General features: G+C 60.6%; 18 protein-coding genes and 1 pseudogene. 10 read left to right on the top strand and 9 right to left on the bottom strand.

The annotated features are described in order from the left end of the window. Window positions 1–104: 104 nt before the first annotated feature. The gene (locus tag AACG97_RS01965) at window positions 105–797 is read left to right on the top strand and encodes a hypothetical protein (RefSeq protein ID WP_115293264.1); all 693 of its coding nucleotides are present in this window, start codon (window positions 105–107) and stop codon (window positions 795–797) included. A 73-nt stretch (window positions 798–870) separates the two neighbouring features. Further along, a complete protein-coding gene (locus tag AACG97_RS01960) occupies window positions 871–1,488 on the top strand; it encodes a hypothetical protein (protein ID WP_115293263.1) in 618 nt (205 codons plus the stop codon). 3 nt (window positions 1,489–1,491) lie between these two features. Here AACG97_RS01960 and AACG97_RS01955 read toward each other — a convergent pair whose 3' ends face one another. Next, the gene (locus AACG97_RS01955; protein WP_033690410.1) at window positions 1,492–2,439 is read right to left on the bottom strand and encodes a GlxA family transcriptional regulator; all 948 of its coding nucleotides are present in this window, start codon (window positions 2,437–2,439) and stop codon (window positions 1,492–1,494) included. Between the two features lie 142 nt (window positions 2,440–2,581). Between AACG97_RS01955 and choX the strand changes: the two genes are divergently transcribed. The 4 genes from choX (at window position 2,582) to AACG97_RS01935 (ending at window position 6,040) form a co-directional block, all read left to right on the top strand. Beyond that, on the top strand, window positions 2,582–3,526 hold the full coding sequence (choX, locus tag AACG97_RS01950) for a choline ABC transporter substrate-binding protein (protein WP_054905538.1): 945 nt from the start codon (window positions 2,582–2,584) through the stop codon (window positions 3,524–3,526). 122 nt (window positions 3,527–3,648) lie between these two features. Then, entirely contained in the window at window positions 3,649–4,533 is an 885-nt protein-coding gene (locus tag AACG97_RS01945) for a 3-keto-5-aminohexanoate cleavage protein (RefSeq protein WP_197886424.1), read from the top strand. 63 nt (window positions 4,534–4,596) lie between these two features. Next, complete coding sequence (locus AACG97_RS01940; protein ID WP_009682894.1) at window positions 4,597–5,562, top strand: L-carnitine dehydrogenase; 966 nt, start codon at window positions 4,597–4,599, stop codon at window positions 5,560–5,562. Between the two features lie 10 nt (window positions 5,563–5,572). Continuing rightward, entirely contained in the window at window positions 5,573–6,040 is a 468-nt protein-coding gene (locus AACG97_RS01935; RefSeq protein WP_009682893.1) for a thioesterase family protein, read from the top strand. 91 nt (window positions 6,041–6,131) lie between these two features. Here AACG97_RS01935 and AACG97_RS01930 read toward each other — a convergent pair whose 3' ends face one another. Then, window positions 6,132–8,078, bottom strand: a complete 1,947-nt coding sequence (locus tag AACG97_RS01930) for a reprolysin-like metallopeptidase (RefSeq protein WP_232555118.1) — start codon at window positions 8,076–8,078, stop codon at window positions 6,132–6,134. A 378-nt stretch (window positions 8,079–8,456) separates the two neighbouring features. Here AACG97_RS01930 and AACG97_RS01925 point away from each other — a divergent pair. After that, a pseudogene (locus AACG97_RS01925) lies at window positions 8,457–8,690 on the top strand (hypothetical protein); the annotation flags it as partial. A 14-nt stretch (window positions 8,691–8,704) separates the two neighbouring features. Here the strand turns inward: AACG97_RS01925 and AACG97_RS01920 are convergent. Then, a complete protein-coding gene (locus AACG97_RS01920; RefSeq protein ID WP_009682890.1) occupies window positions 8,705–9,811 on the bottom strand; it encodes a GlxA family transcriptional regulator in 1,107 nt (368 codons plus the stop codon). A 448-nt stretch (window positions 9,812–10,259) separates the two neighbouring features. Continuing rightward, on the bottom strand, window positions 10,260–11,636 hold the full coding sequence (locus tag AACG97_RS01915; protein WP_009682889.1) for an L-serine ammonia-lyase: 1,377 nt from the start codon (window positions 11,634–11,636) through the stop codon (window positions 10,260–10,262). Window positions 11,637–12,087: 451 nt separating this feature from the next. Here AACG97_RS01915 and AACG97_RS01910 point away from each other — a divergent pair, with 451 nt between their 5' ends. The 3 genes from AACG97_RS01910 to choV all read left to right on the top strand — a co-directional run bounded on the left by AACG97_RS01910 (window position 12,088) and on the right by choV (window position 15,140). After that, window positions 12,088–13,035, top strand: coding sequence for a choline ABC transporter substrate-binding protein (locus AACG97_RS01910; RefSeq protein WP_197886610.1), 948 nt, complete (start codon window positions 12,088–12,090; stop codon window positions 13,033–13,035). A gap of 81 nt (window positions 13,036–13,116) precedes the next feature. Next, the gene (gene choW, locus AACG97_RS01905; protein WP_173891635.1) at window positions 13,117–13,965 is read left to right on the top strand and encodes a choline ABC transporter permease subunit; all 849 of its coding nucleotides are present in this window, start codon (window positions 13,117–13,119) and stop codon (window positions 13,963–13,965) included. Further along, window positions 13,962–15,140: a choline ABC transporter ATP-binding protein gene (choV, locus tag AACG97_RS01900; protein ID WP_009682886.1), complete on the top strand. Its 1,179-nt coding sequence runs from the start codon at window positions 13,962–13,964 to the stop codon at window positions 15,138–15,140. The genes choW and choV overlap by 4 nt, the downstream gene beginning before the upstream one ends. 103 nt (window positions 15,141–15,243) lie before the next feature. Here the strand turns inward: choV and hisF are convergent, their stop codons facing one another. From hisF to hisB, 5 genes are all read right to left on the bottom strand, one after another. Then, entirely contained in the window at window positions 15,244–16,014 is a 771-nt protein-coding gene (gene hisF / locus AACG97_RS01895) for an imidazole glycerol phosphate synthase subunit HisF (protein ID WP_029886410.1), read from the bottom strand. 109 nt (window positions 16,015–16,123) lie between these two features. Next, window positions 16,124–16,855 (bottom strand): 1-(5-phosphoribosyl)-5-[(5-phosphoribosylamino)methylideneamino]imidazole-4-carboxamide isomerase, encoded by a 732-nt coding sequence (hisA, locus tag AACG97_RS01890; protein WP_009682884.1) that lies wholly within the window; start codon window positions 16,853–16,855, stop codon window positions 16,124–16,126. Window positions 16,856–16,983: 128 nt separating this feature from the next. Beyond that, complete coding sequence (locus AACG97_RS01885) at window positions 16,984–17,244, bottom strand: DUF2164 domain-containing protein (protein WP_009682883.1); 261 nt, start codon at window positions 17,242–17,244, stop codon at window positions 16,984–16,986. Continuing rightward, the gene (hisH, locus tag AACG97_RS01880) at window positions 17,245–17,883 is read right to left on the bottom strand and encodes an imidazole glycerol phosphate synthase subunit HisH (RefSeq protein WP_009682882.1); all 639 of its coding nucleotides are present in this window, start codon (window positions 17,881–17,883) and stop codon (window positions 17,245–17,247) included. Further along, window positions 17,884–18,477 (bottom strand): imidazoleglycerol-phosphate dehydratase HisB, encoded by a 594-nt coding sequence (gene hisB, locus AACG97_RS01875; RefSeq protein ID WP_009682881.1) that lies wholly within the window; start codon window positions 18,475–18,477, stop codon window positions 17,884–17,886. Window positions 18,478–18,666: the final 189 nt, after the last annotated feature.

Here is an 18,666-nt window from a genome sequence, read left to right as displayed (position 1 = left end):
AACAACATGCCGCTGATGCCCCGTGCGTCATTGCTCGATAGTGCCCTCCGACCACGTGCTCAGCATGTGTGTCTTGAAATTCAAAACTATCAAGGAATTACAAAGTGGCTGACATCAAAGTTGAAATGGAAAAAATCCGCAAAGAGGGCCAGGAGCGCGTTGCCGCTACCGGCCAGGCCATCTGCGTTTTCGCTGACAATGTGCCTGCCGACGTTGCCCAAGACATCCTGTCCGGCCTGGGCTTGATGACCGCACTGGCCAACAAGAAGTTCAACAAGGAAACCCAGCAGCGCGAGTGGTACAACTTCTACAACGATGGCCTGATCAAATTCGGCTGGACCATGACAGGTACTGCACATGCCGAAGATGCCATTGATGAGGACAACCTGACCCTGGCAGATCTGATCACCAAGTCCGTCACCATCAGCGTTGCCGCGGACCCTCGCCGCGCCGCCTGCGCCAGGCGTGCTCTGCAGGTTGTCGTGCAGAAGCCGGAAGTCAAGGCACACCTGGAAAAGCACAGCCATAGCGAATCCGGCAAATCGAGCAACTTCGTGGTAGCCCAGTGCGAAATGACGCCACAAGGCCTGCCCGCCATGTACATGACCAGCTTCCAGGCCAGCTACGACTCGAAGATCGAGCGTGAGGGCGCCCTGACCCGCAAGGTCGACAAAACGTCTACCCGCGTCTACCGCGCTTCGCAACAAGGCACGTTCAGCGTTCGTCACTTCGACGCTGCGCGGGAACTTGTGAACGAGAAAGTCAAAAAAGACCTGGGCGAGTTTTTCACTAGCTGATGAGCGAGGCCGGGTACCAGAAGGTGCTGGTACCCGGTTCTGGTCATGTGCAGCCATCGAGGAACAATGCCACATGAGCGATACAAGCCTGGACACCCGAATATTCGAGGAGCGGCTAAGAATAAAGCCTGCCCCCTGGCTGACACTCGAGACATGGGAAGATTTGCAGCTATGCCTGCGTCATTCACAAGCATTGGCCAATGAAAGCTACTCGATGGAGACCCAGCCTCGGCAATGGTTCGCGCACGCCCTCGCCACCTTGAAATCATTGAAATTCAGCCTGTGTGAACATACACACAAAACCATTGTGTATGAGCCGCACTTGCTTGCGCTCAGCGATGTATACAATGGCTTTCTACCGCCACCGCGCGCCAAAGGGCCATGGTTCAAAAGCCTGGAAGAAAATATTCAAAACGCCCTGCAGTCGGCGGGTGCACGTAAATTCACCGTCATGAACGCTTCTTCACATCTAAGTATCGAAATGGACCATGAAGGTGACCAGGTTCCGGTGGCGATCCTGTTTTATACCTACTGCGTTACCGACCCGGTCGAGCCCACCCGAAAGTTGAACCTGACATTCGACCATCTGGGTGCACGCTTCAATGCAGAAGGTTTTGCCCCGCTTCGCAAGGACCTGCAAGCGAGCAACCGGGAAAAACTGAGGGCGATTCTCGAGCGCGAGCTTGAGTGACGCTCATTTGGGGCCGCCCGGCCGACGTTCCTCCCGCGGGCACCGCCCAAACTTCAGCTTGTAGCGCCGCGTAAAATACGATGGAAGTTCAAACCCGCACGCAATGCTGACCTGGGTCACCGACATGTCGGTCTGGGCCAACAGCTGACGCGCCTTGTCCAGCCGTAACGCGAGATAGAAACTGCTGGGTGTGGTATCCAGGTGTATGCGAAACAACCGCTCCAGTTGACGCCTCGTGACCTTGATCGCGGCCGCCAGATCCAGCGTGGTCAGTGGTGGCTCGAAGTGTTTTTCCATTTCGCCAATGGCATGGATCAGCTTCTTGTTACTGATGCCGTAACGCGCGCCGATCTGCATGCGCTGGTGGTCCTGGCGCTGACGGATACGCCCCAGCACGAACTGCTCGGACACTTTGACCGCCAGTTCGCTGCCATGAGCCTGGGCAATCAAGTACAGCATCAGATCGATCGAGGCCGTTCCGCCTGCGCAGGTGATGCGGCTGCGGTCAATCTCGAACAGCTCCTGGGTGGCCTGAAGACCTGGATAGCGTTCCTTGAAGGCCTCCAGCGCCTCCCAATGCAACGTCGCCCGGTAACCCTCAAGCAGCCCCGCCTCGGCCAACATCATCGCACCGGTGTCGATACCCCCAAGCATGACAGCGTCATGGTTGAGCCGGCGCAGCGCATGCAGCAGTTTGGGCGCGACATGGGCAAGTGGTTCGAAGCCCGCAACCACCAGCAGGATGTCGGGCGGCTCGCCCTCCCCCAGAGCGGCATCGGCATTGATGGACATGCCATTGCTCGCCAGCACCGCCTCACCGTTCAGGCTCAGCACCTGCCACCGGTACAACGGCCCGCCAAAACGATTGGCTACCCGCAGTGGTTCCACCGCAGAAATGAACCCCATGGCGGAAAAACCGGGCACCAACAGAAAGGCAATCGTCTCCATCATCCCCCTCCACAGAAACTGGTCGCCCAGGTGCTAATTCCTGTCGCTAGCGTGCGCTTGGGCAAGATGGCGCCAGCGTAGCGTATTCACACGGCCCAGAGAGACCGAACCCCATAACAATATGCCCTGCCGATGGAGAGCCACCATGCACAGCTTGATCCGCCGCAGCCTGTTGACCCTTGCCCTGAGCAGCATCGCCACTTCCCCACTGTTGGCCGCCGAACCCGCGGCCTGCAAGAACGTTCGCCTGGGCGTGGTCAACTGGACCGACGTCATTGCCACCAGCGCCATGGCTCAGGTGCTGCTCGATGGCCTGGGCTACCAGACCAAACAGACCAGCGCTTCGCAGCAGATCATTTTTGCCGGCATCCGCGACAAGCGCCTGGACATGTTCCTGGGTTACTGGAACCCGATCATGACCCAGACCATCACCCCGTTCGTCGACGCCGGGCAGGTCAAGGTGCTCGACAAGCCAAGCCTGGAAGACGCCCGCGCCACCCTCGCCGTGCCGAAATACCTGTATGACAAGGGCCTGAAAACCTTTGCCGATATCCACAAGTTCGAAAAGGAACTGGGCGGCAAGATCTATGGCATCGAGCCAGGCTCGGGGGCCAATACGCAGATCAAGGCCATGATCACCAAGAACCAGTTTGGCCTGGGCAAATTCCAGCTGGTCGAGTCCAGCGAAGCGGGCATGCTCGCCGCGGTCGACCGCGCCGTGCGGCGCAAGGAAGCCGTGGTGTTCTTCGGCTGGGCACCGCACCCGATGAACGTGAACATCGACATGGCCTACCTGGGTGACAGCCAGGACGCCCTCGGCCCCGACGAAGGCCGTGCCACGGTGTGGACGGTGACCGCGCCGGACTACGCCGAACGCTGCCCCAACGCCAACCGCCTGCTGGCCAACCTGAAATTCAGCGCCGAGGACGAGAGCCGCATGATGCAGCCGCTGCTCGACCACAAGGACGCGCTGGAGTCGGCCCGCCAGTGGCTGAAAGACCACCCGGAAGACAAGGCGCGCTGGCTGGAAGGGGTGACCACCTTCGATGGCAAGCCGGCTGCGGACAACCTCAAGCTTACCGCCAACTGACAGGGCCTCTTCGCGGCTGAACCCGTTCCCACAGGGCATACCTGGGCAGGGCCATCACGGTCCCCTGTGGGCGCGGGCTTGCCCGCGAAAAGGCCAGCACATACACCACAAGGAACCGCACCATGAACCACGACGTCATCATCACCTGCGCCCTTACCGGTGCCGGTGATACCGCCTCGAAAAGCCACCTTGTCCCCGTCACCCCCCGGCAAATCGCCGACGCTGCCGTAGAGGCTGCCAAGGCGGGCGCCACCGTGGTCCACTGCCACGTGCGCGACCCGCAAACCGGCCGCTTCAGCCGTGACGTGGCGCTGTACCGCGAAGTCATGGAGCGCATTCGTGAAGCCGACGTGGACATCATCGTCAACCTCACCGCCGGCATGGGGGGTGACCTGGAAATCGGCCCGGGTGAAACGCCACTGGAATTCGGCACCGGCACCGACCTGATCGGCCCGCTGGAGCGCCTGGCCCATGTGGAAGCGTTGTTGCCGGAAATCTGCACCCTCGACTGCGGCACCCTCAACTTTGGCGACGGCAACTCGATCTACGTGTCCACCCCTGCGCAACTGCGCGCCGGCGCCAAGCGCATCACCGAACTGGGCGTAAAGGCGGAACTGGAAATCTTCGACACCGGCCACTTGTGGTTCGCCAAGCAAATGATGAAGGAGGGCCTGCTGGACGACCCTCTGTTCCAGCTATGCCTGGGCATCCCGTGGGGCGCGCCGGCCGACACCACCACCATGAAAGCCATGGTCGACAACCTGCCGGCCAATGTTACCTGGGCGGGTTTCGGCATCGGCCGCATGCAGATGCCGATGGCAGCACAGGCCGTGCTGCTGGGCGGCAACGTGCGGGTGGGGCTGGAAGACAACCTGTACCTGGACCGTGGCGTGCTGGCCAGCAATGGCCAGCTGGTCGAACGGGCGGTGGAGATCATCTCGCGCCTTGGCGCCCGTGTACTGACCCCGGCCGAGGGCCGGGAAAAAATGAACCTCAAGCGCCGCTGATCCCGCCCGCCCCCACAAGGACTGGCGCCAATCCTGAGCATTCTTTTAGCCTGAGGACTCGATATGCCCTTCATCACCGAGATCAAGACCTTCGCCGCCCTGGGTAGCGGCGTGATCGGCAGCGGCTGGGTGGCCCGCGCCCTGGCCCACGGCCTGGACGTGATCGCCTGGGACCCTGCACCTGGCGCGGAACCGGCGCTGCGCAAGCGTATTGCCAATGCCTGGCCAGCGCTTGAGAAGCAGGGGCTGGCGGCCGGCGCGTCACAAGCCCGCCTGAAGTTCGTCGCCACCATCGAGGAATGCGTACGCGATGCCGATTTCATTCAGGAAAGCGCGCCAGAGCGGCTGGACCTGAAGCTCGACCTGCACGCAAAAATAAGCGCCGCGGCCAAGCCCGAGGCCATCATCGGCTCCAGCACTTCCGGCCTGCTGCCCAGCGAGTTCTACGAGTCTGCCACGCACCCGGAGCGCTGCGTGGTGGGCCACCCGTTCAACCCGGTGTACCTGCTGCCGCTGGTGGAAATCGTCGGTGGCAAACGTACCGCGCCCGAAGCCATCGAGGCGGCGAAGGTCATCTATACCGCCCTGGGCATGCGCCCGCTGCACGTGCGCAAGGAAGTGCCAGGTTTCATTGCCGACCGCCTGCTCGAAGCACTCTGGCGCGAGGCCCTGCACCTAGTGAACGACGGCGTGGCGACCACCGGTGAAATCGACGACGCGATCCGCTTTGGCGCCGGCCTGCGCTGGTCGTTCATGGGCACCTTCCTCACCTACACCCTGGCCGGTGGCGATGCAGGCATGCGCCACTTCATGTCGCAGTTCGGCCCGGCGCTGAAACTGCCGTGGACCTACCTGCCCGCACCGGAACTGACCGACAAGCTGATTGACGATGTGGTGGACGGCACCTCGGCGCAACTGGGTGAACGCAGCATTGCCGCCCTGGAACGCTATCGTGATGACACCCTGCTTGCAGTGCTTGAAGCCGTAAAGAGAAGCAAGCAAAAGCACGGCATGTCGTTCGGCGAATGAGGAGCCCACAATGCCCGCACTGATCACCTACCGCACCCCGGTCCAGGAGGACTGGGTGGACTACAACGGGCACCTGCGCGATGCCTTTTACCTGCTGATTTTCAGCTACGCCACCGATGCGCTGATGGAGCGCATCGGCCTGGATGCCGACAGCCGAGGGCAGAGTGGGCATTCGCTGTTCACCCTGGAGGCGCATATCAACTACCTGCATGAGGTGAAGCTTGGCACCGAGGTGTGGGTGCAGACGCAGATCATCGGTTTTGATCAAAAGCGCCTACACATCTACCACAGCCTGCATAGGAAGGGATTCGACGGAGTATTGGCGGCTAGCGAGCAGATGCTGCTGCACGTCGACCTGGCAGGGCCTAAGGCGGCACCGTTGAGCCCAATAAGTATTCAGATACTCCAAGAGCTGCTTCATGACCAACGCGACCAGATGGCAGCTTGCTTCGTAGGCCGCCAAATCACGTTATCTTGAACGGCAGCAGCTGCCAAACCAGCGCAGACGGGTTACTAATTGATTCCGTCTGCACTGGTACGACCTTCAAGCAGCGGGGATCCAACCAGGGCTATTGCCTGCCGAAGGAAACACGGTGAACGGAGCCGTTCATGTAACCACCCCCTGCATGCGTGCGAACAAGCCCCTGCGGCAAATCACTGCCCACGTCCCAATTTCTGATCTGGAAGTTGCCCTGATAGCTCCCTGTGAAGCAAAGACTTCGACGGTCGTCGGTGTTAAGGAAACAAAGCTTGGAGTTGCCACCGGGGAAAGCGTACACCTTCGCGGAGCGTGATTTTCCGCTGGCTACTGCATCGCATCCTGGAAAGTCTGAAATCTTGCGCACATAGCCATGGGACAGGCGGAATGTGCAGGTATCACCTCGATAGTCTGCAAGAGAATAAAGTTGAATAGTTACGGACGTGTCCAGCGTGTACACGATATTTCGAATTTTTCCGATCAAAGGTGTACTACCAGGAGGGATTTCTCGCTCCAGCCCATCAGGCAATGTGCCTGACGCATCAAGGTCCGCCACCTGAAAAGCACCCGTGTAAGAACCGCGGTAACAGGCAAAGTCAAAATCGGTGGCGTAGAAACACAACCTCATTCCAGCTTTGAAATTCTTAACTTTAACCGAATGTACTTCATTGCAGTTGGGGCGTATGTCATTGGGGAGAAACTCTAGGCTGCAATGGCGCCCAGAAAAATTCTTTTCGGGGTAAAATTCCAACTCCATAGGTGGCGCAAGCGGCACGGGATAGAAGTTCTCTACCTTTTCCCTGGCTTCGTTAAAGAGGCGCGCGACATCATGATGTGCCTCAGTCCCAAGAGGAATGCCCTGGTACGTCAGCCGAGGGTTTGAGTGGTACGCAACCCTCGGGCACGCTGGCGAGCATCCATACGACATCTGCGTGCTGAACCTGGGCGTTCCTGTATAGCGATAGCCAAACTTATAGGGCGGACTGCCCTCGCCCTTGCCTTCCTCCCAGTTATGATCGGCGCCCAAGTTATGACCGAGTTCGTGAGCAAGCGAGTCGGTACAACTAATGACCGAGTGAGCCTGGGCTTTACTTGGCGCAATCCAGGCCTTACCGCATAGCGCAGTCGCTGCAGAATACATTGAAACCATATCCGCTCCCAACGCTTCCCTCCTGCGCAAGACATTCCCCGCGAATGGTTGGGCTAGACGGATATCATCCAGTTGCTGCTTGTAATCTCTTCCGGTTTCGTCGTAAGGCTCATCAAAAAAACCGGCCAGCTCATATGTGATCTGCACGTCGCTGTTTTTCATGTACTGGTTAGCATTGAACAGCGCCAGGGCGATCTCAAGCCGATAGTACGGGCTTTTGGCCCTTCGTTGATTAGTGGCCAGAAACATCACGCGTATTGTGCTGTGCGCTGACAGCGGAGCTTTCCCTTGGGTATCAGCGCGCGCCTGCCCTGCTGGGTCGACGAGGGGTTCGCCTTCCGCAGGAAGCTTGGATTCATCAACCTTGATCAGCACATACTGACCCGAGCCGATTGAATCCAGCCGATAACGCTGCCCTTCGACAACTACGCGGCCCACCAACTTGTCCCCCTCACGCACCAAAGAGAGGTAGTAAAGCGGATCGTTTTCGATCTCCGAAGCAGATGCCGCATGGGCCGCTTTCCATGCCGAATGCTTGTAGCCCACCCAACCGTCAATACCCGGTGTGATGGTGGTGAAATCGCGTAAATGAAACTGCGCGGTTTTACCGTCCGGTAAGCTCACCGCCAAATCCTGCGTTTGCTGGCTGATAAGAGCCGGGTTGATCTTCACCAGCGTAACCTCTGCGTTCGCAGGGTCGGCCAGCAATGTGGCCAGGTTGCCGCTAGCCGTGTCTAGCAGGCCTTTGCGCGTAGGGGTGGGTTCAAGGGTGAACAGTTGGGCTGGGGTACTTGTGGCTGCAGTCACGGTGGGGCCAGAGGACGAACATCCCCCAAAAAACATCACCGTTGAAGCCAGCAGGATCCTGTTCCAGATTGCCGTTTTCACATTGCCGCTCCTGAGGATACTCATCACCCTCAGCAGATCACTAGCGCAGCTTTACTGTCACCTGACAAAAATGCCAGGTGGATGGATGTGCAGGAACACGCAGTTGGTTTAAAACAAAAAATAACCCCGGAAAGCCGTGAGCATCCGGGGCCAAGAGCGAGCAACATCCACTGTGCATGAACGAGGGTGACCAAACCCCCTGGTACCGTGAATGGCCTCAGTGTGGGGCCTGGGAAGGCGCTGGATTTAGCCGTAAACGACCTGTTCTTAGCCATGGCAGCCATGCCGGCATTCTGTTGTTGCGGGTCTGTCGCCCGCGTCACAGAATCGGTCGTAAATCACAGCAGCACTCTCTTCGCGATAAAAGGGACAACAGCCATGATGCATGCGGATTTGATTGATCAGGACGACCTGGCAGGCCACCTGCGGGCGCGTGGGTTCGACATTCCAGCCGGGGCCACTGCCGAGCAGGCCTGCGAGGCAGTGGTGCGCGGGCTGACCGAGCCCAATGCACGGGCCCTGAAGGGAATGGTGGAACAGATGTATACCGGTAGCGCGACGATTCTGCCGGCGGTACGCCAGGCCATCGACAAGCAGTTGTTGCCGGCGATAAGGCCAGTGCCGTTTCAGAGCCTTACGCTGGCAAAGGTCGATTCGTTACGCGCCTGGCTCAGGGCAGCCATCGGCCCGCTGTGCGGCGACAAGGTCATGGCCTGCGGAATCGGCATCATTGCCACCTGCTGCGTGGTGTTGGAGCCCACGCGCTCATCACGCGGCGGAATGCCGAAGTACTCGCGGTAGCATTTGGAGAAGTGCGGCGTGGAGACGAAACCGCACACCGATGCCACTTCGATGATCGACATGGGTGTCTGTTTGAGCAGCTGCCGGGCACGGATCAGGCGCAGCTTCAGGTAGTAGCGCGACGGCGAGCAGTGCAGGTACTTCTGGAACAACCGCTCGAGCTGGCGCCGCGACACCGACACATACACCGCCAACTCGTCCAGGTCGATCGGCTCTTCCAGGTTGGCTTCCATCAGCGCGACGATTTCCTGCAGTTTCGGCTGGTTGGTGCCGAGCATGTGCTTGAGCGGCACGCGCTGGTGATCCTGCTCATTGCGAATGCGCTCGTAGACGAACATTTCGGAAATGGCCGCCGACAGCTCGCGGCCGTGGTCGCGGCTGATCAGGTGCAGCATCATGTCCAGCGGCGCGGTGCCGCCAGAGCTGGTGAAGCGGTTGCGGTCGAGGGTGAACAGGCGGGTACTCATGTTGACCCGCGGGTAGGCCTCCTGCATGGCGGCCAGGCATTCCCAGTGCACGCTGCAATCAAAGCCGTCGAGCAGGCCGGCGCAGGCCAAGGCCCAGCTGCCCGTGCACACGGCACCCAGGCGCCGCGACTGACGCGCCTGCGCTTGCAGCCAGGTCACGTGCTCGCGGGTAACGGTGCGCTGAATGCCTACACCACCGCAGACAATAACGGTGTCGATCGCAGGGGCGCTGTGCATGGCCGCGTCCGGGGTAATCTGCAAACCATCGCTGGCCCACACTTGGCCGCCATCGACCGTCAGCGTGTGCCAGCGGTACAGTTCGCGGCCGGACAGCTGGTTGGCCATGCGCAGGGGCTCCACAGCCGAAGCCAGGGAAATCAGGGTGAAATTGTCCAATAGAAGAAACCCGATGGACTGGGGTGCTGTGCGGTTCTGGGACGGGGTCCCGGAGGTGTAGGACGTCATCGCGGTTTCTCCTCACACAAATGCTGGATGTGCCTCAGGCGGGCACTCATTTTCTTGTTATTGCCCCCGCCACATGCCGGGGGGTGGGTGACCATTACCTACGCAAACGCCGTGCCTGAAATTGAATGGCCATCCAAAAAAACCTGAAAACGACCCCTTTGTCAGGCAAATCATAGGCTTTGGATGTGCTGGCCAAGTTGTCTCAAACAGCCGTGCTAGGCGCCGTGCGGGTAACGGCTGAGCAGTTTGGTGACACGCCATGGGGCAGTTGCCCAGAAACGACACTGTTTAGTGTCACCGACAAGCCCCACACTGATTACGACATCCGGCAATTGGCAGATTCGAGTGCACCATAAAGGAGCATTGGCAGGCATTTTGCGCTGCCTTGAAACTCGAAGGCCTCTTGCCGGGTTCAACCGCCAAGAGGCCCTGGGTACCTACTGAAACATCAGCACTCGATGGCACTGACCGCCAGGCCACCGCGGGAGGTTTCCTTGTACTTGTCGTGCATGTCGGCCCCGGTGTCGCGCATGGTACGGATCACCTGGTCGAGGGAAATGAAGTGCTCGCCATCGCCACGCAGGGCCATTTGCACCGCGTTGATGGCTTTTACCGCAGCAATCGCGTTGCGCTCGATGCACGGCACCTGCACCAACCCGCCCACCGGGTCGCAGGTGAGCCCCAGGTTGTGCTCCAGGGCAATTTCCGCGGCGTTTTCCAGCTGCGCCGGGGTCGCGCCCAACACTTGCGCAAGGCCGGCCGCGGCCATGGCGCAGGCAGAGCCGACCTCGCCCTGGCAGCCTACTTCGGCGCCGGAGATGGAGGCGTTCTTCTTGCACAGGATGCCGACCGCCGCAGCGCCCAGGAAGAAATCGGTAACACTGGACTCGTCCACCTCATCGCTGAAGCGCATGTAGTAGTGCAACACCGCCGGGATGATGCCCGCCGCGCCGTTGGTAGGCGCCGTCACCATGCGCCCGCCTGCAGCGTTCTCTTCGTTGACAGCCAGGGCGAACAGGTTGACCCACTCCATGGCGCTCATGGTCGAGCCGATCACGTTAGGCTTGCCGATTTCCTGCAGGCTGCGGTGCAGTTTGGCGGCGCGGCGGCGCACATTGAGCCCACCGGGCAACGTGCCCTCGTATTTCAGGCCGTTGTTGACGCATTCCTGCATGGCTTGCCAGAGCTTGCGCAAGCCGGCGTGAATCTCTTCTTCACTGCGCCAGACCTTTTCGTTGGCCATCATCAATTGCGACACGCTGAGGTCGTTTTGCTTGCATAGCTGCAGCAGCTCGGCGGCGCTGTTGAAATCGTACGGCAGCACCGTCTGGTCGGCATCCAGCACACCACTGGCGGCCTGCGCGGCATCCACCACAAAGCCGCCACCCACCGAGTAATAGGTGTCTCGGTGTAACTCGCCCTGCTCGCCTTCGGCAATCAAGGTCATGGCGTTGGGGTGGTAGGGCAGGTTCTCGTCCAGCAACAGCATGTCGCGCGCCCACACGAACTCGACAGGCAGGCGCCCGTCCAGCTTGAGGGTATTGGTTTCGCGCAGGTCGGCGATGCGCGGCACGATCTGGGTCGGGTCAATGGCGTCTGGCCACTCGCCCATCAGCCCCATGATGGTGGCGTTGTCGGTGCCGTGGCCGACGCCGGTGGCCGACAGCGAGCCATACAGGCGCACCTCGACCCGCCGTACCCGTTCCAACTCGCCGCGCTCGCGCAGCCCTTGGACAAACAGGGCGCCAGCACGCATGGGGCCGACGGTGTGGGAGCTGGAAGGCCCGACACCGATCTTGAACAGGTCGAACACGCTGATGGCCATTACCGAATCACCTCTTGCTGGGCTTGTCTGTGCGCGCCATGCGCACGGCGGGGTAGCTGCTAGGCTCAAGCAGGGCCGCCTTGAATTGCCAGCATCATCGGGCTTTTACCGGCCGCCTCGCCGTCTGCAACCGACGCCATTTTGTCCAGCAGCGCCGCACCGGTTTTACCGGGGGAATGGGCCCGGCACGCCGTTTTCCATCGGCCTGGTGACGCAAAAATGCGGGCGAGGGGTTGGAAAAATCCATAAGCGACATCGCCCATACTGGATACGACCCGTTCCGTACTGGATACGACCCTACCAGTAGGCGATTGCCCGGCGGTGGAGGATTATCGAAAGCGACTCGTAAAGCACGGCCACGCATCCTGCCCTCTGCAGGCCTGGTCGACCGGACCGTCAGAACGTTCGGCGACCCACGCGAACCCGAAGACAAAATCTCAGGAGTCCACCCATGAAAGGTACACCCTCGCTGTTGCTGGTTGCGTTGCTGTCCGCACCGTTGCTGGCTCAGGCCGCCGAGCCCGAGCAGTGCCAGACGGTCCGTTTCTCCGATGTCGGCTGGACCGACATCACGGTCACCACTGCGACCACCAGCGTTGTGCTCGAAGCACTGGGTTACAAAACCCACACCACCATGATCTCGGTACCGGTGACCTACAAGTCGCTGGCTACCGGCAAGGACCTGGACGTGTTTCTCGGCAACTGGATGCCGACCATGGAAAACGATATCAAGCAGTACCGCGACGCCGGCACTGTGGACACCGTGCGCGCCAACCTGGAAAACGCCAAGTACACCCTGGCCGTGCCCCAGGCGCTGTATGACAAGGGCCTGAAGGATTTCAGCGACATTGCCAAGTTCAAGCAGGAGCTGGGCGGCAAGATCTACGGCATCGAACCCGGCAACGATGGCAACCGCACCATCCAGAGCATGATCGACAAGAACGCCTTCGGCCTGAAAGACGCCGGCTTCAAGCTGGTGCAGTCCAGCGAGGCCGGCATGCTGTCGCAGGTCGACCGGGCGCAGAAGCGTGGCGAAGCCATGGTGTTCCTGGGCTGGGAACCGCACCCGATGAACACCCGCTTCAAGATGCAGTACCTGACCGGCGGGGACGATTACTTCGGCCCCGACTTCGGCAAGGCGACCGTATACACCAACACCCGCAAAGGCTACGTGCAGGAGTGCAGCAACGTTGGCCAACTGCTGAAGAACCTGTCGTTCGAGCTCAAGGATGAAAGCACCATGATGGGCTACGTCCTGGACGACAAGATGAAGCCCGAGGCCGCTGCCAAGAAATGGCTCAAGGACAACCCAGGCAAGCTGAACACCTGGCTGGCCGGCGTGACTACCGTGGATGGCAAACCCGGCCTGGAGGCGGCCAAGGCCAAGCTGACGCAATAACGCAATTCGCCATAGCGCTACCTCGGGGCAGGACCGTGCCTGTCCCGGGTTGAGTTCAATCTATGCAGGTGGAAGCTCGCTATCATGCTTATCGATCAGAAAATACCGCTGGGTCAGTACATCGCCTCGTTCGTTGAATGGCTGACCCTGCACGGCGCGAATTACTTCGACGCCATCGCACAGGGCCTGGAGTTCATGATCCACGGCGTCACCAGTGCCTTGACCTGGTTCAACCCGTTCGTCCTCACCGCCCTGTTCGCCGCCCTGGCGCACCTCATCCAGCGTAAATGGTCGCTGACCGCATTCGTCGCCCTGTCGTTCCTGTTGATCTTCAACCTGGGTTACTGGCAGGAAACCATGGAAACCCTGGCACAAGTGACCTTCGCCACTGTGGTGTGCGTGGCCATCGGTGTGCCGCTGGGCATCGTTGCCGCGCACAAACCCATGTTCTACACCGCCATGCGCCCGGTGCTCGACCTGATGCAAACGGTACCCACCTTCGTGTACCTGATCCCCACCCTGACGCTGTTCGGCCTGGGCGTGGTGCCAGGGCTGATCTCGACCGTGGTGTTCGCCATTGCCGCCCCTATCCGCCTCACCTATCTGGGCATCTGCGACGTACCGCAGGAGCTGATGGACGCCGGCAAGGCGTTTGGCTGCTCGCGCCGCCAACTGCTCACCCGTATCGAACTGCCGCATGCGATGCCCAGCATCGCCGCCGGCGTTACCCAGTGCATCATGTTGTCGCTGTCGATGGTGGTGATCGCCGCCCTGGTCGGCGCTGACGGCCTGGGCAAACCTGTGGTCAACGCACTGAACACCGCCGATATTTCCCTGGGCTTCGAAGCGGGCCTGGCGATCGTGCTGCTGGCGATCATGCTCGACCGTATCTGCAAGCAACCGGAACTGCCGGTAAGGGGTGAAGCATGAGCATCATTCGTTTCGAAGACGTCGACGTCATTTTTTCCAACAAGCCACGCGAGGCGCTGGCACTGCTGGACAAAGGCCAGACTCGCGAGCAGATCCTCAAGCAGACCGGCCTGGTGGTGGGCGTCGAAAAAGCCAACCTGGACATCCAGAAGGGCGAGATCTGCGTGTTGATGGGCCTGTCCGGTTCGGGCAAGTCGAGCCTGCTGCGCTGCATCAACGGCCTGAACACCGTCAGCCGCGGCAAGCTGTTTGTCGAACATGAAGGCAAGCACATCGACATCGCCCACTGCACCCCGGCCGAGCTGAAAATGATGCGCACCAAGCGCATTGCCATGGTGTTCCAGAAGTTCGCCCTGATGCCCTGGCTGACGGTACGCGAGAACATCAGCTTTGGCCTGGAAATGCAGGGCCGGCCGGAAAAGGAACGGCGCAAGCTGGTCGACGAAAAGCTTGAGCTGGTGGGCCTGACCCAGTGGCGCAACAAGAAGCCGGACGAACTGTCGGGCGGCATGCAGCAACGTGTTGGCCTGGCCCGCGCGCTGGCGATGGACGCCGACATCCTGCTGATGGACGAACCCTTCTCGGCACTGGACCCGCTGATCCGCCAGGGCTTGCAGGACGAACTGCTGGGCCTGCAGGCCAAGCTGAGCAAGACCATCGTGTTCGTCAGCCATGACCTGGACGAGGCGTTGAAGCTGGGTAGCCGTATCGCGATCATGAAAGACGGCCGGATCATCCAGTACAGCAAGCCGGAAGAAATCGTGCTAAACCCGGCCGACGAGTACGTGCGTACCTTCGTCGCCCACACCAACCCGCTGAACGTACTTTGCGGCCGCAGCCTGATGCGCAGCCTGGACAACTGCAAACGGGTCAATGGTTCGGTGTGCCTCGACCCGAGCGGCGACTCGTGGCTGGACCTGGGCGAAGGCAACTCGATCAAGCGCGCACGCCAAGGGCAAAACGGCCTGGAGATGCAGCAATGGGCGCCGGGGCAGTCGGTGGAAGGCCTGGGGCGTCGGCCGACGCTGGTGCATGCGGACATCGGCATGCGTGAAGCGCTGCAGATTCGCTACCACACCGGCAACAAGCTGGTGCTGCAGGAGAACGACAAACTGGTGGGGATTCTGGGGGATACCGAGCTCTATCACGCACTGCTTGGCAAGAACCACGGGTGATGCAATTGGGGCCGCGTTGCGGCCCTTTCGCGGGCACGCCCGCTCCCACAGTGTAGGAGCGGGCGTGCCCGCGAAGGGCTGCCAAGCAGCCCCAATCAATGTTTCAGCGAACGACGATCCCGCGCGCTGCCATGTAGGCCTTGGCCTCCGGCACCGTGTACTCGCCAAAGTGGAAAATGCTGGCCGCCAGCACCGCGCTGGCATGCCCTTGCACAATACCGTCAGCCAGGTGCTGCAGGTTACCCACCCCGCCCGAGGCAATCACTGGAATACCCAGCGCATCGCTGATGGCCCGGGTAACACCCAGGTCGAAGCCGCTCTTCATGCCGTCCTGGTCCATGCTGGTCAGCAGGATCTCGCCGGCACCCAGGCCCTCCATCTTCTTCGCCCATGCCACCGCATCCAGCCCGGTCGGCTTGCGCCCACCGTGGGTGAAGATTTCCCAGCGGGGTTCTTCACCCGGCCCGGACACCTTCTTGGCGTCGATGGCCACGACAATGCACTGCGAGCCAAAACGGTCTGCCGCCTCGCCCACGAACTCCGGGTTGAACACCGCGGCGGTGTTGATCGACACCTTGTCTGCCCCGGCATTGAGCAGGTTGCGGATGTCCTGCACGGTACGCACGCCACCGCCCACGGTCAGCGGGATGAACACCTGGCTGGCCATGCGCTCGACGGTATGCAGGGTGGTATCGCGGCCATCGACGCTGGCGGTGATGTCGAGGAAAGTGATTTCGTCGGCACCCTGCTCGTTGTAGCGACGGGCAATTTCCACCGGGTCGCCGGCATCACGGATGTTCTCGAACTTGACGCCCTTGACCACCCGGCCGTTGTCCACGTCCAGGCAAGGGATGATGCGTTTAGCTAAAGCCATGGAAGCTCCTGGGGGCAGCTGCATGCTTCAAGCGGCAAGCTGCAAGATAAAGCAGTACGCGGTCCGGCTTTTCTCTTGCAGCTTGCAGCTTGCAGCTTGCCGCTCCTATTCAATAGTTGTCGCAGAAGGCCTGGGCCTCGGCCACGTCGAGGGTGCCTTCGTAGATGGCACGGCCGGTGATGGCGCCGATGATGCCGGGGGCCTTGGCGTCCAGCAGAGCCTTGATGTCACCCAGGTTGTGAATGCCGCCCGAGGCAATTACCGGAATCGAGGTGGCTTCGGCCAATGCCTTGGTGAATGGCACGTTGCAGCCTTGCATCATGCCGTCCTTGGCGATGTCGGTGTAGACGATCGCCGAAACGCCATCGGCCTCGAAACGCTTGGCCAGGTCGATGACCTGCACCGAGCTGACTTCGGCCCAGCCGTCGGTGGCGACGAAGCCGTCCTTGGCATCCAGGCCAACGATGACCTTGCCCGGGAAGGCCTTGCACGCCTCGGCGACGAACGCTGGCTGCTTGACCGCCTTGGTGCCGATGATCACATAGCTGACGCCAGCCTTGACGTAGTGCTCGATGGTTTCCAGCGAACGAATGCCGCCGCCGATCTGAATCGGCAGGGTGGGGTAGCGCTTGGCAATGGCAGTGACCACTTCACCGTTGACCGGCTGGCCTTCGAAGGCGCCGTTGAGGTCGACCAGGTGCAGGCGGCGGCAGCCACCCTCGACCCACTTGGCGGCCATGCTCACCGGGTCGTCGGAGAATACCGTGGAGTCTTCCATACGGCCCTGGCGCAGGCGCACGCAGGCACCGTCCTTCAGATCGATAGCGGGGATAATCAGCATGCTCTTTCCTTCGTCAATTCAAGCGGCAAGTTGCAAGCGACAAGCTGCAAGCGACAAGCTGCAAGCAATGCGCGTCGTGTATTCGATAGGCGATCCAGCTTCGGCTTGCAGCTTGAAGCTTGCAACTTTCAGCTTTTTTCAAGCGCCCACAGATCGCTTTCGATGCTCTCGAACCGCTCCTTGAGGTGCAGCTGAACATCGGCAATCGCCCTGTTGTAGTAATGGGGTGCAATTTCTTTGCTGAACAGCTCAAGGACCTCAGCCACCTCGAAAGACCCCAGCTCCAGCTCGAAACGGTCTTCGAGGAAGCGTTTGAGCGTAGCGAGCGCGTCGCGCTCCTGCTCAGGGGCCAGGGTGATGATCGGGGCCTTGGTCTTTGACCTGCTCATTTACCAACGCCCGTCCCAGGCGACGAAATTCTGCAGCAGCTGCAGGCCATGGGTATGGCTTTTCTCTGGGTGGAACTGCACGGCGAAGCGCGAGCCATCGGCCAGTGCGGCAGCGAAATCGACGCCGTAGTGGCCACGGCCGACCACCTGGCCAGGCTTGCCGGCATTGATGTAGTAGCTGTGCACGAAATAGAAACGTGCGCGGTCCGGAATGTCGTGCCACAGCGGGTGGTGGATGGTCTGGCTGACTTCGTTCCAGCCCATGTGCGGCACCTTCAGGTGCTCGCCGTCTTCTTGCAGGTCTTTGCCGAAGAAGCGCACCTGGCCGGGGAACAAACCGATGCAGTCGACGCCGGTGTTCTCCTCGCTGTGTTCGAGCAGTGCCTGCATACCCACGCAGATGCCCAGGAACGGTCGGTCCTGGCTGACTTCGCGCACCAGGCTGTCGAAGCCCAGGCGGCGGATTTCGGCCATGCAGTCGCGAATCGCACCTACCCCAGGGAACACCACGCGATCCGCCTCGCGGATGACCGCCGCATCACTGGTAACCAGCACTTTACCGGCACCGACGTGCTCGAGTGCCTTGGCCACCGAGTGCAGGTTGCCCATGCCATAGTCGATTACGGCTACCGTCTGCATTTACAGGCACCCTTTGGTGGACGGCATCTGGCCGGCCATGCGCTCGTCCAGGGTGACCGCCATGCGCAGGGCACGGCCGAACGCCTTGAACACGGTTTCGATCTGGTGGTGAGTGTTGTGGCCACGCAGGTTGTCGATGTGCAGGGTAACCAGGGCGTGGTTGACGAAGCCCTGGAAGAACTCCTGGAACAGGTCGACATCGAAGCCGCCGACGCTGGCCCGGGTATACGGCACATGCATTTGCAGGCCTGGGCGGCCCGAGAAGTCGATGACCACGCGCGACAGCGCTTCGTCCAGCGGCACGTAGGCGTGGCCGTAGCGGAAGATGCCCTTCTTGTCACCGATGGCCTGGGCGAATGCCATGCCCAGGGTGATGCCAACGTCTTCGACGGTATGGTGGTCGTCGATATGGGTGTCACCCTTGCACTCGATATCCAGATCGATCAGCCCGTGGCGGGCGATCTGGTCCAGCATGTGTTCCAGGAAAGGCACACCGATATCGAATCGGGCCTTGCCACTGCCATCGAGGTTGATCGAGCACTTGACCTGGGTTTCCAGGGTATTGCGCTCGACGGAAGCCTTACGTTCGACCATCACCAGCTCCGCAAAATCATTGGGCGAAAAGGGTGCCATTATAGGCCCAGAACGCGCCAGCTTGAAACGCGGATGACATATGGCAAAGCGAGCAATGACGGGGGGTTGATAGCGCTACAGGTCTATACAACCGAGGGAAGGGGGCTGCTTTGCAGTCCATCGCGACACAAGGCCGCTCCTACAGGGCCA

The sequence above is a fragment of the Pseudomonas sp. Nvir genome (assembly GCF_963778085.1).
Lineage (GTDB): Bacteria > Pseudomonadota > Gammaproteobacteria > Pseudomonadales > Pseudomonadaceae > Aquipseudomonas > Aquipseudomonas juntendi.
This window is presented reverse-complemented; position numbering and strand designations above follow the sequence as displayed.

Bases quoted from the DNA above. Each gene is read 5' to 3' on its own strand.
- AACG97_RS01960 (WP_115293263.1), top strand. From the start codon at position 871: ATGAGCGATACAAGCCTGGACACCCGAATATTCGAGGAGCGGCTAAGA.
- AACG97_RS01955 (WP_033690410.1), bottom strand. From the start codon at position 2,439: ATGATGGAGACGATTGCCTTTCTGTTGGTGCCCGGTTTTTCCGCCATG.
- choX (WP_054905538.1), top strand. From the start codon at position 2,582: ATGCACAGCTTGATCCGCCGCAGCCTGTTGACCCTTGCCCTGAGCAGC.
- AACG97_RS01945 (WP_197886424.1), top strand. From the start codon at position 3,649: ATGAACCACGACGTCATCATCACCTGCGCCCTTACCGGTGCCGGTGAT.
- AACG97_RS01940 (WP_009682894.1), top strand. From the start codon at position 4,597: ATGCCCTTCATCACCGAGATCAAGACCTTCGCCGCCCTGGGTAGCGGC.
- AACG97_RS01935 (WP_009682893.1), top strand. From the start codon at position 5,573: ATGCCCGCACTGATCACCTACCGCACCCCGGTCCAGGAGGACTGGGTG.
- AACG97_RS01920 (WP_009682890.1), bottom strand. From the start codon at position 9,811: ATGACGTCCTACACCTCCGGGACCCCGTCCCAGAACCGCACAGCACCC.
- AACG97_RS01915 (WP_009682889.1), bottom strand. From the start codon at position 11,636: ATGGCCATCAGCGTGTTCGACCTGTTCAAGATCGGTGTCGGGCCTTCC.
- AACG97_RS01910 (WP_197886610.1), top strand. From the start codon at position 12,088: ATGAAAGGTACACCCTCGCTGTTGCTGGTTGCGTTGCTGTCCGCACCG.
- choV (WP_009682886.1), top strand. From the start codon at position 13,962: ATGAGCATCATTCGTTTCGAAGACGTCGACGTCATTTTTTCCAACAAG.
- hisF (WP_029886410.1), bottom strand. From the start codon at position 16,014: ATGGCTTTAGCTAAACGCATCATCCCTTGCCTGGACGTGGACAACGGC.
- hisA (WP_009682884.1), bottom strand. From the start codon at position 16,855: ATGCTGATTATCCCCGCTATCGATCTGAAGGACGGTGCCTGCGTGCGC.
- AACG97_RS01885 (WP_009682883.1), bottom strand. From the start codon at position 17,244: ATGAGCAGGTCAAAGACCAAGGCCCCGATCATCACCCTGGCCCCTGAG.
- hisH (WP_009682882.1), bottom strand. From the start codon at position 17,883: ATGCAGACGGTAGCCGTAATCGACTATGGCATGGGCAACCTGCACTCG.
- hisB (WP_009682881.1), bottom strand. From the start codon at position 18,477: ATGGTCGAACGTAAGGCTTCCGTCGAGCGCAATACCCTGGAAACCCAG.